This window comes from Chryseobacterium sp. WLY505 (assembly GCF_030846215.1).
Classification (GTDB): domain Bacteria; phylum Bacteroidota; class Bacteroidia; order Flavobacteriales; family Weeksellaceae; genus Chryseobacterium.
Map to the genome: position 1 here is coordinate 13,187 of NZ_JAVCWI010000006.1, position 16,548 is coordinate 29,734.

Sequence of the window (16,548 nt, forward strand, 5' to 3'; positions counted from 1 at the left end):
ACAACAGCAAAAAGTTTTATGTCTTTGCATTTAAACAACATTCTTTCGTTTTTAACGCAATGACACTGCAAATTTTTCAGTCGTATATTTATTATGCTTCTTTAAAGCAGACCTGATTTTCTTTCATGTAATTCTTCAGTTTCATCATTGCATTTTTACCGAAACCATGCAGCTGCATGATTTCTTTTTCGGAATAATCTGAAAGTTTTTCCAAAGAATTTATTTTTTCTTTTTCTAAGGCTCTTCTTGCGGGTATTGCAATAACTCCGTGAAGGAATTGCTCTGCAGAGTCATAATTAAAAGCATACATAGAGCTTAAACTCTTTGACATGATAACTAGATTGATCATGGCTACAAAAAATATTGTTAATGATTCTCAACATATTTGTGGAAGTTGTTGAGAATAGCATACCAGCCATCCCGCTGCATTTCCACAGAATTTTGTTTTTCCGGATCGAAAACTTCAATCACTTTCGTTGTATTTTCATCTATTTTATCGAAAACAACTTCTACTTTTCGTCCGTCCTCCATGTGATATTTAATGACCTCATGAGGAATAATCTCATCATATACGCCTTCAAAATCAAATCCGAAGCTTTTGTCTTTTGCTTCCATTCTGTTTTTGAATTTGCCTCCTACTACAAGGTTATTTTCAGAACTAGGACAATGCCAGGTTTCATGGGCGAAATTCCATTTCGTAATGTGTTTGGGTTCATTGAAATAATTCCAAACCTTTTCCACTGGTGCTAAAATTGTAATATCGATTTTAATTGGATCCATAGTTCTATATTTTTAAAAGTTAAATAAAGAGCTGCCCAAAAATGAGCATCTCTTTATTATCATTAGTTAAATATAAGATTATTTTGCATATTCTTCATTATAGTTCACCATCCAATGAACACCGTACTTATCCTGGAAACATCCGAAATAGTCTCCCCAGAACTGATCTTCAATAGGCATTTCTACATTTCCGCCATCAGAAAGTTCCTTAAAAATTCTGTCTGCTTCACTTTTGGAGTCTGGGAAAATAGATACATAATTATTATTTCCTACGGTAAGAGTCTGCCCGAATGCCGGTACAATATCAGATGCCATTAAAAGGTCTCCTCCCACAGGTAAAGCAATGTGCATTACTCTGTTTTTTTCTTCTTCTGAAAGGTTTTCGGTACCGGGAGCATTACCCATTTTATGAATTCCACCAACGAATTCACCACCGAAAACAGTTTTGTAAAAATTGAACGCTTCTTCTGCTGTTCCATCAAAATTCAGGTATGGATTTAATTTAGCCATGATTTTAAATTTTAAAGTTATTATTATAAGATATAGTTTCTACTGTTGATCCATTAAGGATTAATTAATTTACTATGAATAAAAAATGCTTAATGGTTTAAAAATTTCTCTACTTCCCTGACGGTAAAGTCTATGAGATTAGTATCCATACTTCCGTCAAAGTCCGGCATCATATAAGTGCCATGAGTGGCAGGAAGGATCATTAATCGTGAACCTTTCACCAAACGCCACATTGCTGCTGTATGTTCCGGCTTCATCACATCCTGATCTCCACTGATGAATAAGGTGGGAGATTTTATAGACGCCAGCACCTCATCATCCCAGTCTTGAAATGTCTGCATCCTTGTACAGTCTTTCTCAAAAAGGTTTTCAAGCTTTGAAAAATCAGGATTGAGGCTTAAAAAATTAATTTTGAAAGGTTCCGGCATTGATTCAAAAGTGGCCTCTTGCATTCCTTCAAAAAAACCATCTATCATTCCGCTTCTTTTGTAGAAAGCTGAAGCAACAACCAGTTTTTCAACAATTTCCGGATGACGACGCCCAACCTGCATTACGGTACTTCCTCCGTTGCTGAATCCCCAGAATGAAGCTTTTCTGATAGTAAGTGCTGCTAAAAGTCCTGCAACATCGTCTGCATCCTGTTCAAAGGTTTCAGGAATATCGCGGTGCTCACTTCTGCCATGATTTTGCAAATCAATTCCTATCAATTGAAATTGATCACCCAGTCTTGCAATGACTTCTTTAAAATCATAGAGCATGGAAGAACCACCGCCATGGATCAATACCACAGGCTTTCCTGATCCGTAGATCTCGTAATACAACTTGATTCCGTTGACTTTTTTATAGCCTTTTTCTACTGGATTCATTGTTAGTACTTAAGATTTTCGTCCACATCGTATTTCATTCCCGGATAGTCTAAAATTCTGCGCATCAAACCTATCTGTCCGCTTAAATAGTCTTCACGGCCGATGCACATTCCGACAAAATTGAGTTTTGTTTCTTTAATGAAAGGGATGTTCATTCCTATTTCAAATATTTCATCCAGCTCTTCATCGGTTACTTCATAAAGCTTTTCATATACTTTAGCAGAAATTGAGTGAAAATTTTCTTTCAATTCGGCCAGCGTTGGATATTTAAAACTTTCATCCAGTGCTTTTCCCTGGAAAAATAAATCATTGTACGGATCTTCTCCCTGAAGTCCAAGTACTGAACCTAATCCGTAGCGCATGTTGACAAAATTTCCTGCCATCCATACAATGTGATTGGTTTTATTTTCAATTCTTTTCAAGGCGTCTTCTTCCGAAATGCCGGCCAAAACGTTCATAAAACTTTGGGAATGCATTCTGTAAGCCGGAATGACGAGCTCCATTTTTTTTGATTTTGGTGTGTTCATTTTTAATTAGAGATTAGAAGTTAGAAATTAGAGGTTTGAATTTTGGAGAAACGCTAAGGCGCTAAGGGTTTTACTTACCATACGTTTTTAAGGCGCGAGGATTTTATCTTCGATAAAATTGTACTATTCTAAAGTATGGAAAACTTAAATTTTTCATTTGTTATTGCGAGCAAAGCAAGGAATCTAAATTTAAGATGCTCTCGCAGATTTTGCAGATGATTGCAGGTATTTTTTTGCTTCATCTGTTTTTCTCATTTCTGACAAGGTTAGAAATCTAAAATTATTATTTTATTGCACCTGGTTTTCCTAAAATTCTGCGGAGATAGCCCAGCTGTCCGCTGTGATAGATTTCATGAAGGCTTAGGGTTGATATATCTTTAACCTTTTCAGCCTGAAAGCTTTCAAGAGTGCTTAGCTTTGCTTCCAGCTTATCCTGAGATTGTTTCAGATAAGATTTTAAATCTTCAAAATTGACCAATTCATCTTTTCGATCTAAAGGCATTTCTCCTCTGTTATAGAAGGAAAATTGTTCGCTGTCCCAGACAGATTCTTCTCCTAAAATATTCAGTAAAGGATTTCTGATGTAGATTAAATGTCCCAGAACCCAGTTCATACAATTGGCTTCACCATTAGGAAAAATCATGGATTCTTCGTGGGTAATACCATCAATATTCATCGTAATCACATAATAGTTACTGGTTACCTGATTTTTTATGATTTCTATATCGTTTGACTGCGTTTCCATTGGAGATATAATTTGGGGTATTATTAAATTATTCGGCAGGGATCTGAGAGACATCTCCATGCATTACTTCCCACTGATGGCCATTGATATCTGCAAAACTGCTTTGATACATCCATCCGTAATCTACAGGTTCACTGTATTTTGAACCTCCGTTTTCAATCGCTGTTTTTACCATTCCATCTACTTCTTCCCTGCTGTTGACTCCGATAGCAAGAAGTACCTGTGTGGTATCTCCTTTCGTAAAAGGTCTGTTGGTAAAAGTTTGGAAAAACTCTTCTTTAAGAAACATAGTGTAGATATGATTTTCTTTCATGACTACGCATATTGCTTTCTCATCTGAAAACTGTTCATTAATAGAAAAGCCAAGCTTCGTCCAGAATTCTCTGGTTTTTTGAACGTCTTTTACGGGTAAATTGACGTAAATATCGGTAATATTCATTTTGTAAATTTTAGTGGTGATTGTTATCCAAAATTACCAGGATAGGATAAGAATGTGCTTGCCATAGGACAAGATTTATTTTTTATTTGGATTTAAATTATTCGGTCGGCATTTGAGACATATCGGCAAAAGTGATATTCCAGCCGTGCCCATCCGGATCCCAGAAAGAATTCTGGTACATCCATCCGTAATCTTGAGGTTCTTCATGCTGCCATGCCCCGTTTTCTACAGCAGTATTCACTATTGTATCTACTTCTTCACGACTGTTTAATCCCACCGCCACAAGAACCTGACTGGTATTTTCTTTGGCAACAGGTTTATTGGTGAAGGTCATAAAATAATCTTCCTGCAAAAACATCACAGAGATGGTATCATTCAAAACAACACAGGTTGCTTTATCATCAGAGAATTGTTCATTGATAGAAAAACCTACCTTAGTCCAGAATTCTTTTGTTTTCTGTACATCTTTTACCGGAAGGTTCACATAAATTTGGTTGACTTTCATTTTTCGTAATTTTAGTGTTAAACTGTAATCCAAAATTACCGAGGTGCAATGAAAATCTACTTGTCATAGGGCAAGATTTAAATTTTCTTAGGATGGGAAACGATTTCCTTACGGATACGGCTCAGTGAAGTGTCTGTAACTCCCAGATAGGAAGCAATTTGTTTTAAGGGGGCAAATTGTATGACTTTAGATTTCTGTTCCAGCAGATTAAGATATCTTCTGGTGGCAGAAAGGGTAAACATCTCTACAGACCTTTGTTTGTAGGCAAAAAGCTCCTGAGACATCCATGATCTACCCCATTCCCTGAGGTTTGGGATTTTATGGAACAGCTCCTGGAAGGTATCATAATCTAATCTCCAGCATTCGCAGTCGGTAATACAAACAATATTTTCCTGAGATGGAACTCTCTGAAACATCGACAAAACCTCGATAATTACTTCATTTTCTACAAAAAAATGAGTGGTTACTTCATTTCCGTTGAAATCATTCACATAGGAACGCGCCAATCCGCTTTCAAGAATATAATATTCATTGGCTGTTTTTCCTTCTTCAAGAATGAAATCACCTTTCTGGAAAGACGTTTTTTCATGAGCCTGGAATATTTCAGCAAGCTCTTCAGGGAAAAAGAAGGGGAAATCATAGCAGGTTTCTAAAGCTTTATTGGTCATTTGGTGTCAATTTTTTAAGTCTTTAAAAGTAAAATTTTTAATTGAATTAAAGCAAGAAACATTAAACAAAGAATGTAACACCTTTATAAAAAGCCATGTATTACACTCTAATCAATACTATTTTAAAATCTATAATATTAAACAGTTATTTAAACCACCCCGTCAAAAATTCTTTGAATTTTTGCCACCCCTCCGGAGGATGGGAATGGTAAAACATTTATTTGACGGTAATAGAATTATAAGACTTTTGCTTTAAAATAAAGAAAGCTGGATTGCTTTTGGAGGGTTAGGTTTCTGGGCATCTCCAAATACGGTTTTTCCACCAAAACGCCAGGAATTATGTCTTTCTTCTTCAATGACCTGCTGAATATCAAAATCCGGTGTAAAGTCTTTTTCTGCTTCAGTGACAATCTGGTGAAGCTTGTTTAAGGAATTCAGCTTATCAGAGTTTCCCAGCCTGGATTTTTCAATTCCTTTTCTGAGAATGCTGATACTTTCATCATACGTATTGATCGGAACAGGGAAAGGATGTCCGTCCTTACCGCCATGAGCAAAGGAAAACCTTGCGGGATCTGCAAATCTTGACGGTGCTCCGTGAATCACTTCACTTACCAAAGCCAATGACTGCATGGTTCTTGGCCCTACGCCTTCCAGCATCAATAAGTCTTCAAAATTCTGAGGCTGCTGCTCTCTGGTAACATACAAAAGTGCTCCAAGCCGTTTCAGGTCAACATCAGAAGCCTGAACATCATGGTGGGCAGGAAGAATAAGTCTTGCAAAATCTTTCATCACCTCAGCGGAATCGGTATGGGAAATATCCAGAATTCCTTTTCTGTTTTCTGAAGCTTCGGTATCCGTAAGGTTAAGAATTCTTCCTCTTGAAATCCCATTGATTCCTGTGTGGGGCTTTTCTACAAACGAAGTGATATTTTCCGAGTGCCAGTGGTAACGTCTTGCTGTTCCATCGGATTCATGCATTCCCTGCTGAATAACGCTCCAGTTTCCGTTGTCTGAAAGGATGAAATTGTGCAGATACAGCTGATAACCATCCTGAATGGCTGTGTTATCTACTTTTGCAGAAAGTTTGCTGGCTCTTACCAGCTCGGTCCCGTTTAATCCGGTTTTATCTGCAATCTGGATCAGTTCTGATGGAGTTTCGCGGGAGAATTTCCCTTTTCCGCCACAGATATAAAGTCCGAGAGATTGCGAATTAGGATTAATAGAACGTTTTAAAGCGCCCATAACGGAAGTGGTAATTCCTGAAGAATGCCAGTCCATTCCCATCACCGCTCCAAAACTTTGAAACCAGAATGGATCTGCCAATCGGCGCAGCACTTCATCTTTACCGTAATCCATGAGAATGACTTCAATAATGGACAGCCCAAGAACAGACATACGCTCATACAGCCATGGCGGTACTTTGCCATAGTGAAGGGGTAAATCTGCTGTTCCTGAACGTTTCATTCTTTTTTTAAAATGTAAAGGTAAGTTTTATTCCCCTTATCTTTTAATGATCCGGATCATTAATTATTGGATAAAGCTTGTAAAGGAGAATTTGATATCCCGCATTTCCAGTTCGTTTTTGCTGGATTCAAGCTGTGCTTCTCGGGCATAAAGAAACATCTCTTTTTCGTAAGCGTTAATGGCTTCAGAAATGGTTAGGTATTTTCCTTCTGTCAGATTTTCTGATAAAATTAATGCATCTACTAATCCCGTATTCACGCCCTGTCCTGCAAAAGGTGGCATCAGATGGGCAGCATCACCAATCAATGTAACAGGTAACAAACGGTTATTTTTCCAGGGTTTTTCTAATGGAATCCTTCTCGTTGGCAACCCTACAAAAAAGGAAGTTGCGTTAAATAGCTGTTGATAAAGCTCACTCCATGCAGAGAACCTCTCGGAAAGAAACTGACGAACCTGTTCTGTATCTTTAAAGTTTAAGGTACAGCCATCTTCCCATTCTTCAGGTTTTTTGAATATAACCCCATACGTCAAAGTATCATTGTTATAAGGATTAGCGACCAATAAATTGCCTTCAAAAGCTGCCATTGGTCTTTTCCCTTCACACCAATTGAAAAATTCGGAACACGTTTTTTCAGGGTGTGGAACATCTCCCTGAATGATAAACGTTCCGGTTTCTTCTACTTCGGCATCTGTTACATATTTTCTTACTTTAGACATTCCACCATTGGCACCGATAACAAGATCAGCTGTCACATCAGGTTTGTCTTTAAAATGAAGCAGCCATTGTCCATCATTTTCTTCCATTCCGGTAAAATTCATATCCCAGATTACGGTATCGTCGGCCAGACTGCCAAGCAGCATTGCTCTCAAATGATTTCTGTTAATTTCAGGATTGTCATATTGATTTTCGGGGGTGATTTCTTTTGTAAACAGGATATTTCCCTGTTCATCGGCAATTTTGATTCCCATAGGTAAAGCTGTCGCGTAATATTGATCAAGCAGCCCGGCTTTTTTCATGGCTTTCTGCCCTGATTCTTTATGAAGATCCAATGTTCCGCCCCAGACTCTTGTCTGTGCATTAAGATCTCTTTCATAAACAATCACTTCAGCACCTTTTTGCTGTAACAGAACAGCCATTGTTAAACCAACGGGTCCGGCGCCAATAATAGCCACTTTTTTATGATTCAGTACCATAATTTCACTGTATTTATTAGGGTACAAAATTCCGGAATGCAGTTGTATTATGCTTGTACAAATGCGACAAAATCATTACTTAAAGCTTGTTTTCTCTTTTTGGATTCCCGTGCAAAAGCGGCAGGTGTTGTGCCACTATAACGTTTAAACTCTCTGCTTAAATGAGATTGATCTGTATATCCAAATTCCTGTGCCAGTTCAGCAATAGAAGCTTCAGGAGCATTCCACAGACGGTTTCTTATCTGCTCAAAACGCATAATTCCGGAGACATCTTTTACCGTGTGACCGGAAGATTGTTTAAACTTTCTTTCTAATGTTCTAACGGTCGTATGCGCTGAATCCGCAACCTGATTTACAGGAATGGCTCCTTTATTTTTTCTTATGGCGGCTCCGGCTTTAGAAAGGAGACTGTCTGATTTGATATTTTGATGTAATTTCAGAAAATAGTATTCTACCTGGGCAATAGCATCTTCTATTTTTCCTTGAGTAACAAGATCACTTAATACCGTTTGAAGTTGTGCAACAGGATGTTCAAATGTATGAACTCCGTTTTCTGTTTTTTCTGATGAAAGTTCCAGCAAATCAAAAACAGCCCATGGAAAACATCTGATCCCAATAATTTCCAACTGGTTCTGAGCATGAAAAATAGCAGGCTGATTGAGCAGTCCCATAATAAACGGAGAAGGTAAAGCCTGTAAAATTCCCTGGTGAGCAATACTGCATCCGCTTCCAAAATGAAAAATGATTTCTGCATAACCATCCGGAAGGACTGTAAATTCTGACAGTTCTTCTCCATAATCCCTTCGGTTATACCAAAAGCATTTGATGGTATCCTTTACTTCTTCCGGGACTTCAAATTCCTGGTGTATATTGGAAAGCATAGTTTTATCAATCGTGGGAGTATAGTTTCAGATCTTTATGTTTTACTTCATCATATTCTTCTTCGAAAGTAATTTTATTTCCAAAAGGATCAATTACAGTAAAGGATATGGCTCCGTAAAACGTTTTTTCAAGTCCGGGACGGTTGTATTTGTATTTTTTGCCGATCAGTTCTTTGTGATATTCAGGAACGCCTTCTCCCCAGACGGAAACTCTTGTCCCGGGTGTTCCGTCTCCGTGGTGTTCGCTTAAATGGAAAATGATATTTTCTTTTTTCACCTCCATATAAACAGGGGTATTTTCTTCAAAATAATGTTCCCACACGATCTCAAATCCCAGCCAGTCTACATAAAATTCTTTTGTTTTATGATAATCGAAGATTCTTAATACAGGAATAATTCTATCCGCTTTCATTGTAATTGTATTTATTGGTGAGACAGTATATTGATCAGTTTCTTAAACGGATCTTTAACAAAAAACCTGCGGACACCCCAGTCTTCATTGGTAAGTTCGTAAGTGATTTCAAAACCGGCATGTTTAATTTTGTTGTAAACTTCATCCACATTATCTACTTCAATGGAAAGATCGGGAACTTCCGTATCGTTTCCTCCCTGTTCGGCAAAGCTGATCTGAATTTTTGCTGCTTCTTCGTTACCCAGCGTTTTAATCCAGCCATGATCCATCAAAACATCCAGTTCTAAAATATCCTGATAAAACTGACTGGCTCTGGAAAGATCATTGGTTTTAATATTGGCTACGATTCTTTTTACCATTTTGTACTGTTATTTTCATTAAAAAAGCCTTGTGAAATTACGTAAAATTTCACAAGGCTTACTCAATTCTTGTTTTGTATTTTATATTTAAACAGCAGCCGCTGCTTCTAAGATCAGCTGAGTAACTTCTTCAGGATGTGAAGCCAATGAAGCGTGTCCTGCATCTAAAGAGATTATTTTCTTTGGTTCAATACGTTCTGCCATTTCTCTTTCCGTTTCTGCAGGAATCATGCGGTCCTGCAAAGAGATCTGATACCAACTTGGAAGTGTTTTCCATGCCGGTTCACCTGCTACGTCTCCGAAACACTGTCCGTGAATAGGTTTCTGTGATAATGACATTACCAGTGCTTTTTCATCATCTAAATCCTGACAGAAAGCAGATTTGAATTCATCATATTTAATCCATAAAAAGCCTTTGTTATCCGGATAAATGCTTGCTCCACCCGGCGATTCTCTTCTTCCTAGCAGAGATCCCAGACTGTCTCCTGCATCAGGTGCAAAAGCCGCAATATAAACGAGTCCAGCCACCTTATCATGATGTCCGGCTCCTGAAATAACGGCACCACCATAAGAATGCCCTACTAAAAGTACTTTGCCATCCTGAGCATCAATAAGGTCTTTGGTCTTATTAATGTCGTCCTGCAGAGAAGTTAGCGGGTTCTGAACACTTCTTACTTTATATCCCGCTTTTGTCAGTGAAGGGATAATATACTGCCAGTGTGATCCGTCTCCCCATGCTCCGTGTACCAGAATAATGGTTAAATCTTTTTGTTCCATAATGATTGTGTTAAAATTTGATGATGATAAAGCTACGGTTTAAAACATGAGCGGACGTTAACTTAAGTTAATTAACAATGCGGCTTCTGATACGGCTCAGTGACTGTTCTGTTACACCAAGGTAACTGGCAATATGTTTCTGGGCAATTTTCTGAAAAAGTGCTGGCTGTTTTTTGACAAGATTAAGGTATCTGTTTTCGGGAGAAAAGCACAAAAGATCATCGATTCGTTTTTTGGCATCCAGATAAATCTTTTCACTCATTACTCTTCCGAATTGCTGCCAATAGGCTTCTTTTTTATATAAATCCTGTAAATGTTCTTTACTCAGCAGTAGAATTTCACAGTTTTCAAGGGCTTGAATATTCATATTGGATACAGTATCGCAAAGAATACTTTCGTAGTCAGTAAAAAATTCATTTTCGAAATAGAATCCAAAATTGATTTCGCGTCCCTGATCGTTGATGTAGAAAGATCTGATGGTTCCTTTTTTAATAAAACCCAGATATTTGCATTTTTCTCCCTGTTTGAGAAAAAAATCAGATTTTAAAAGCTTTGTGTCTTGAAGCAGTGCATAGAATTCTTCAAAATGATCCTGATCTACCTGAAAAAGTTCTCCATATTTCTTATAATTATTTGACATCATTTGGTGTGATTGGATGAGGTGTTATATTCAAAAAAAGCCTTGTAAAAATGATATTCACAAGGCTTTTCTACAAAAATTATTTTATTATTTCAATGCAGCAAGAGCAGCATCGTAATTAGGCTCATTGGCAATTTCCGGAACCTGCTCGGTATAAACTACTTTGTTGTTTTCGTCAGTAACAATTACTGCACGGCTTAATAATCCTTTCATAGGAGAATCTGCGATGGTCACTTCATAATCATCTCCGAAGCTGCTTCTGAAGTCTGAAAGTGTTTCCACATTATTCAATCCTTCAGCGGCGCAGAATCTTCCTAATGCAAATGGAAGGTCTTTAGAAACATTGATGATCACTGTATTATCAAGTTTTGAAGCCTCTTCATTGAATTTTCTTGAAGAAGCAGCACAAGTAGGTGTATCAATGCTTGGGAAAATATTGAATACCTTTTTCTTTCCTGCAAAAGTGTCAAGAGTTTTTACTGCTAATCCTGAATCTACCAGTGCAAAATCTTTTACAGTGGTTCCTACTGATGGCAATGTTCCTATTGTGTGTACTTCGTTTCCTTTTAAAGTGATGGTCGTCGACATAATATTTATTTTTAAAGTTTTTCAAATGTAATCAAAAAAGAAAATTTTATCCGTTTTATTATGATTAAATTAATCTTAAAGTTAAAAAAAATTCATCCATTTGATAATCAAGTTTCCAAACAAAAAATTCACTATTTCTATAGTCTGGAAAAAGAAGATTTTATAAACAGAAAGTTCAGTTTCTGAAAATTATAAAATTGTTTTTAAAATAATTATGAAAGGAAGTGAAGCACAAATTATACAGATATCAAATTAAAGAGTCAAAACCCTCTTTTTTTTATGGAAATATCTTCAATAAAACAATGATATTTACTAAATTTGTGGGACTTAAAATTTCAAATAAAAAATAACAGTATAATGTCAGAAAAATCAAAAATCTATTACACACTTACTGATGAAGCTCCAATGCTGGCTACTCACTCGTTTTTACCGATCGTAAAAGCTTTCACAAAATCAGCAGATATCGAAATTGCAGTTCCGGATATTTCTCTGGCAGGAAGAATTTTAGCTAACTTCCCTGAGTTTTTAAAAGACGATCAGAAAATTGGTGATGCTTTGGCAGAACTGGGAGAATTGGCAACACAACCTGATGCGAACATCATTAAGTTACCTAACATTTCTGCTTCTGTACCTCAATTGGATGCAGCGATTGCTGAACTGCAAGGTAAAGGTTTCGCAGTTCCAAACTATCCTGCAGAGCCTAAAAATGACGAAGAAAAAGCAATCAAAGCTAAATATGCTAAAGTACTAGGAAGTGCTGTAAACCCTGTATTAAGAGAAGGAAACTCTGACAGACGTGCTCCAAAAGCTGTTAAAAACTATGCAAAAGCAAACCCTCACAGAATGGGTAACTGGGCATCTGACAGCAAAACTGATGTAGCTCACATGAACAATGGTGATTTCTACGGTACAGAAACTTCTACAACTTTAGAAAATGCTACCAAATACAGAATCGTATTCAAAGGTAATGATGGTTCTGAATCTGTATTAAAAGACTTCGCAGGTCTTCAGGCTGGTGAAGTGATAGATTCTTCTGTAATGAACTTAAATGCACTAAGAGCATTCGTTCAGGAAGCTATCGAGGAAGCTAAGAAAAGAAATGTACTTCTTTCTGCCCACCTTAAAGCAACAATGATGAAAATCTCTGACCCAATTATTTTCGGGGCTATCGTTGAGACTTTCTTCAAAGAAGTATTCACTAAATATGCTGAGACTTTCAAGTCTTTAGACATCAATCCAAATAACGGTCTTGCAGATCTTTTTGAAAAAATCAAAGGAAATGCTCAGGAAGCTGATATCAAAGCTGATATTGAAAAAGCTCTTGCTGAAGGACCTAGAGTGGCCATGGTAAATTCTGACAAAGGAATTACTAACTTCCACGTACCTTCTGACATCATCGTTGATGCGTCTATGGCTGCTCTTGTAAGAGGCGGAGGTAAGATGTGGAACAAGGACGGAAACGAAGAAGATACTGTTTGTATCATCCCAGACCGTTCTTACGCAGGTTTCTATCAGTCTGTGATTGATGATATGAAAGCGCACGGAAAATTAGATCCTACCACAATGGGATCTGTTCCAAACGTAGGTTTAATGGCTCAGAAAGCTGAAGAATATGGTTCTCATGATAAAACTTTCCAGGTAGCTGCTGACGGAACTGTAGAAGTTCAGGATGAGGCTGGAAAAGTTCTTCTTTCTCAGAAAGTAGAAAAAGATGATATCTTCAGAATGTGTCAGACTAAAGATGCTCCTATCCAGGACTGGGTAAAACTAGCGGTTAACAGATCAAGATTATCTGATACTCCAGCAATCTTCTGGTTAGACAAAGGAAGAGCTCACGACAGAGAAATCATCAAAAAAGTAGAAAAATATCTTGCTGATCACGATACAACAGGTCTTGACATCAGAATCCTTGATGTAAAAGATGCTATGACTGAAACGTTGAAGAGAGCAAGAGAAGGTAAAGATACCATCTCTGTTTCCGGAAACGTATTGAGAGATTATTTAACAGACCTTTTCCCAATCCTTGAGCTTGGTACTTCTGCAAAAATGCTTTCTATCGTTCCATTGATGAACGGTGGTGGTTTATTTGAAACTGGTGCCGGAGGTTCTGCTCCAAAACACGTTGAGCAGTTCCTGGAAGAAGGATATTTAAGATGGGATTCTCTAGGTGAATTCCTGGCACTTCAGGCTTCTTTAGAGCACCTGGCACAAACTCAGGGGAATACAAAATCTCAAGTTTTAGCTGATGCATTGGATGAAGCAAATGCAAAATTCTTAGCAACAGACAAATCTCCAGCAAGAAAAGTAGGCCAGATTGACAACAGAGGTTCGCACTTCTATTTAGCAATGTACTGGGCTGAGGCGTTAGCTAACCAGACTGCAGATGCTGAATTGGCAGCTCAATTTGCTCCTGTTGCTCAGGCAATGCAGGAAAATGAAGAAGTAATCAATGCTGAATTAATTGGTGCTCAGGGTAAACCTCAGAACATTGAAGGATACTACAAAACGGATACCTATAAAACGTATGCAGCCATGAGACCTAGCACTGTGTTAAATGAAATCATTGACAGTATCTAAAAATTTTATGAAAAAAACTATAATCGTATTATTTGCTTATTTATCAATATTTTCATGCAGCAGTTCAAACGATGATATTACGGAGGTGGTCACAGTAACACCTCCTGTTATTGAAAATAAGATCAATTTAACTTCAAATTACAGTGATACCACTGAAACGGTAAGCTTAAAATGGACGCTTAGTGGAGATGCCACTTATAATCATTATAAAATTGTAAGAAGTGATTCTCAAAATGGGATACAATCCGAAATTGGTACCAGCTATCCGAATCTGTTTACATTTACTTCAGCCGTACCATTTAACCCTTATGTAGAATATCAGGTTATTGGTATTAAGGCCAATGGTGAAGAGGTTAAAAGTAATATCATAAAAATTGAAAGACCTGAGATTAAATTGGTTAATCTTAAAACTTTTGATGCCCAATTTGATAAAAACTCCGGAAAGCTATACTTATTGGATACGGATGGGAAAATTGCTATTTATGATGTAAATACAAATTCTGTTACCCATCAGATCAGCACAAATGCAACTTTAGGCTACTCTGATATTGGAACCTATAATGGGAGTGTAGAACTATATGTTCCCAGAAATGATGGCTGGGTAGATATTTATGATGGAAATGACCTGACATTGAAAGCTCAGGTAAGTTTCGGAATGCCGCTTATCAGTACTGTTTATCATAATGGTATACTTTACGGTTCTTCAAATAGTAATAGCAGTTCCAGTGTGATTAAATCAGCAAGCAGGGCTACAAAAGCTATCATTTCTCAATCACCTCAGCTTTATTATAATAGCGGGAGGATGAGAAAAGCTGTAGGAAGTTCTGTGCAATTATATACCATAACACAGAATATTACACCTGTAGATATGGATCTTTATAATTTTGATCTTAATGGGAATTACATAAGTCATCAGGATGATACCTATCACGGAGATCATCCTCTGAATCACAGGATATTTGAAGCATTTCCTGATGGAAGAATCATTACGGCAAGTTCAGGTTCTGTATACAATTCGCAAATGATTTATCAGAATGATCTGCCTTCCGGAAACTCCAAGCTATCAAGTTTTGATTTTGATAGTAACAGTATTATTGCAGGAACTACAAGTAAGACCATTGAGCTTTATAACATCAATTCTTACACAAAAACCAAGACAATCAATACAAAAAGGTATCCTTATAAAGTGTTCAGCTACAACAATAAGGTAGTCTGTGTAAGTTCAGTTACTCAACTTAACGTCCAGTCTTATGATTATTCGGGAATAATTCCTGACAATATAATGATCGAAATTTTTGACAAATAGTTATAAACCTCTCCTTCGTGAGAGGTTTTTTATTGGTATTATTTTCTATCTTCCACAATTACTCTCCTATGCTCTCTGCCCCAGTTGATCATTTCCTGGATAATATTTCCAAAGGTCCGGCAATATTCTGTGGGTTCATATTCTATTAAAACAGGAGTTTCGGGATAAACGGTGCGTTTTAGCAGTTTATTCAGTTCCATATCTTTCAGTTCTTTGGAAAGCATTCTGGTAGTAATTCCGGGAATACTCCTTTCAATTTCTCTGAAACGTCTGTTCCCGTTACACAATGAATTGATGACAGGAATCCGCCATTTTCCTCCGATAAAATAAAGGGTATCCTGTAATGCTCTGAGTTCTTCGTTCTGATCTCTTTCCATAATTGCAAAGTTAAGTGATATCACGAATGATACTGGTATACTCTGTGATACTGATTACAAAAGTATACCATTTTGAAATAACTTTGTCAAAAAATTTTACAATGAAAAAATTAACCCATAAACTGGCTATCGTAACAGGAGGAAACAGCGGGATCGGATTCGCTGCTGCCAAGGAACTTCTCTCAGAAGGCGCAACCGTAATCATTACCGGAAGACGAAAAGAAGCTGTAGAAAAAGCAGCTGAGGAGCTTGGAGCAATCCCGTTTATTGCAGATCAGGCGGATCTTGAGGATATTGATCTGTTGAAGAAAGAAGTAGAGAAAAAGTTCGGTAAAGCAGATATTCTGTTTATCAATGCCGGTATTACCGGAACTCTGACACCTATAGAAAATATGGATATCAAAAATTTTGATCAGGTGATGAATATTAATTTCAGGGGAGCTTATTTTACTTTAAGCAAATTCATTCCACTACTAAATGATGGTGCTTCTGTCATCTTTTTATCTTCTATTGTTGCGTCTACCTATAAACCCAACAGTTCGGCTTATCAGGCAAGCAAAGCTGCGTTGAATTCTATTGCCAAAACGGCAGCAGCAGAATTAGCTCCAAGAAAAATCAGAGTGAATATGATAAGTCCGGGGCCTATAAAAACAGAAATAATGAATAAGGCTGGTCTGGATGAAGAAACGTTGAAAAATATTAAAAATCATCTTATAGACCAGATTCCGTTGAAGAAAATGGGAACTGCTGAGGAAGTTGCGAAACTGGTTACTTATTTAGCCGACAACGATTCTTCCGGGTATGTCACCGGAACCGAAATTATTATAGATGGCGGTATTACTTTATAAATAATCAATCCAGCAAATCCCGGTAGTCCAACTATCGGGATTATTCTTTTGTATTTTCACGGTTAAAAATTCCGGATTCGCCTTT

The 16,548-nt window shown here is 37.3% G+C and carries 21 protein-coding genes; 3 read left to right on the top strand and 18 right to left on the bottom strand.

The window, feature by feature from the left end:
- Positions 1-91 precede the first annotated feature (91 nt).
- From RAH34_RS13610 to tpx, 17 genes are all read right to left on the bottom strand, one after another.
- Positions 92-331 carry a hypothetical protein gene (locus RAH34_RS13610; RefSeq protein ID WP_306596488.1) on the bottom strand — a complete coding sequence of 80 codons (240 nt, stop codon included), beginning with the start codon at positions 329-331 and terminating at the stop codon, positions 92-94.
- A 35-nt stretch (positions 332-366) separates the two neighbouring features.
- Positions 367-780 carry an SRPBCC family protein gene (locus RAH34_RS13615; protein ID WP_114821047.1) on the bottom strand — a complete coding sequence of 138 codons (414 nt, stop codon included), beginning with the start codon at positions 778-780 and terminating at the stop codon, positions 367-369.
- Positions 781-858: 78 nt separating this feature from the next.
- Positions 859-1,290, bottom strand: coding sequence for a VOC family protein (locus tag RAH34_RS13620; protein WP_114821046.1), 432 nt, complete (start codon positions 1,288-1,290; stop codon positions 859-861).
- A gap of 89 nt (positions 1,291-1,379) precedes the next feature.
- Complete coding sequence (locus tag RAH34_RS13625; RefSeq protein ID WP_306596489.1) at positions 1,380-2,156, bottom strand: alpha/beta fold hydrolase; 777 nt, start codon at positions 2,154-2,156, stop codon at positions 1,380-1,382.
- 2 nt (positions 2,157-2,158) lie between these two features.
- Entirely contained in the window at positions 2,159-2,683 is a 525-nt protein-coding gene (locus RAH34_RS13630) for a DinB family protein (RefSeq protein WP_306596490.1), read from the bottom strand.
- 283 nt (positions 2,684-2,966) lie between these two features.
- On the bottom strand, positions 2,967-3,428 hold the full coding sequence (locus RAH34_RS13635) for a hypothetical protein (RefSeq protein ID WP_306596491.1): 462 nt from the start codon (positions 3,426-3,428) through the stop codon (positions 2,967-2,969).
- A 28-nt stretch (positions 3,429-3,456) separates the two neighbouring features.
- Positions 3,457-3,867 carry a VOC family protein gene (locus tag RAH34_RS13640; RefSeq protein ID WP_306596492.1) on the bottom strand — a complete coding sequence of 137 codons (411 nt, stop codon included), beginning with the start codon at positions 3,865-3,867 and terminating at the stop codon, positions 3,457-3,459.
- A 97-nt stretch (positions 3,868-3,964) separates the two neighbouring features.
- Complete coding sequence (locus RAH34_RS13645) at positions 3,965-4,372, bottom strand: VOC family protein (RefSeq protein WP_306596493.1); 408 nt, start codon at positions 4,370-4,372, stop codon at positions 3,965-3,967.
- A gap of 77 nt (positions 4,373-4,449) precedes the next feature.
- Entirely contained in the window at positions 4,450-5,040 is a 591-nt protein-coding gene (locus RAH34_RS13650) for a Crp/Fnr family transcriptional regulator (RefSeq protein ID WP_079242156.1), read from the bottom strand.
- 252 nt (positions 5,041-5,292) lie between these two features.
- Positions 5,293-6,504 carry a DUF763 domain-containing protein gene (locus RAH34_RS13655; protein WP_306596494.1) on the bottom strand — a complete coding sequence of 404 codons (1,212 nt, stop codon included), beginning with the start codon at positions 6,502-6,504 and terminating at the stop codon, positions 5,293-5,295.
- Between the two features lie 63 nt (positions 6,505-6,567).
- Positions 6,568-7,698, bottom strand: coding sequence for an NAD(P)/FAD-dependent oxidoreductase (locus RAH34_RS13660; RefSeq protein ID WP_306596495.1), 1,131 nt, complete (start codon positions 7,696-7,698; stop codon positions 6,568-6,570).
- Positions 7,699-7,745: 47 nt separating this feature from the next.
- Positions 7,746-8,579, bottom strand: coding sequence for an AraC family transcriptional regulator (locus tag RAH34_RS13665; protein WP_306596496.1), 834 nt, complete (start codon positions 8,577-8,579; stop codon positions 7,746-7,748).
- A gap of 7 nt (positions 8,580-8,586) precedes the next feature.
- Entirely contained in the window at positions 8,587-8,991 is a 405-nt protein-coding gene (locus RAH34_RS13670; RefSeq protein ID WP_306596497.1) for a glyoxalase superfamily protein, read from the bottom strand.
- A gap of 11 nt (positions 8,992-9,002) precedes the next feature.
- Entirely contained in the window at positions 9,003-9,350 is a 348-nt protein-coding gene (locus tag RAH34_RS13675) for a VOC family protein (protein ID WP_306596498.1), read from the bottom strand.
- Between the two features lie 87 nt (positions 9,351-9,437).
- Complete coding sequence (locus RAH34_RS13680) at positions 9,438-10,127, bottom strand: alpha/beta hydrolase (protein WP_306596499.1); 690 nt, start codon at positions 10,125-10,127, stop codon at positions 9,438-9,440.
- Between the two features lie 67 nt (positions 10,128-10,194).
- On the bottom strand, positions 10,195-10,770 hold the full coding sequence (locus tag RAH34_RS13685; RefSeq protein WP_114821034.1) for a Crp/Fnr family transcriptional regulator: 576 nt from the start codon (positions 10,768-10,770) through the stop codon (positions 10,195-10,197).
- Between the two features lie 84 nt (positions 10,771-10,854).
- Positions 10,855-11,355 carry a thiol peroxidase gene (gene tpx / locus RAH34_RS13690; protein ID WP_114821033.1) on the bottom strand — a complete coding sequence of 167 codons (501 nt, stop codon included), beginning with the start codon at positions 11,353-11,355 and terminating at the stop codon, positions 10,855-10,857.
- A 357-nt stretch (positions 11,356-11,712) separates the two neighbouring features.
- Here tpx and RAH34_RS13695 point away from each other — a divergent pair, with 357 nt between their 5' ends.
- Entirely contained in the window at positions 11,713-13,932 is a 2,220-nt protein-coding gene (locus RAH34_RS13695; RefSeq protein ID WP_306596500.1) for an NADP-dependent isocitrate dehydrogenase, read from the top strand.
- 7 nt (positions 13,933-13,939) lie between these two features.
- Positions 13,940-15,238: a hypothetical protein gene (locus RAH34_RS13700; protein ID WP_306596501.1), complete on the top strand. Its 1,299-nt coding sequence runs from the start codon at positions 13,940-13,942 to the stop codon at positions 15,236-15,238.
- A gap of 38 nt (positions 15,239-15,276) precedes the next feature.
- On the opposite strand, the gene RAH34_RS13705 is transcribed toward RAH34_RS13700, so the two are convergent.
- Positions 15,277-15,615, bottom strand: a complete 339-nt coding sequence (locus RAH34_RS13705) for a helix-turn-helix domain-containing protein (RefSeq protein ID WP_114821030.1) — start codon at positions 15,613-15,615, stop codon at positions 15,277-15,279.
- Positions 15,616-15,716: 101 nt separating this feature from the next.
- Here RAH34_RS13705 and RAH34_RS13710 point away from each other — a divergent pair, with 101 nt between their 5' ends.
- Positions 15,717-16,463 carry an SDR family oxidoreductase gene (locus RAH34_RS13710; protein ID WP_306596502.1) on the top strand — a complete coding sequence of 249 codons (747 nt, stop codon included), beginning with the start codon at positions 15,717-15,719 and terminating at the stop codon, positions 16,461-16,463.
- The last annotated feature ends 85 nt before the right edge of the window (positions 16,464-16,548 follow it).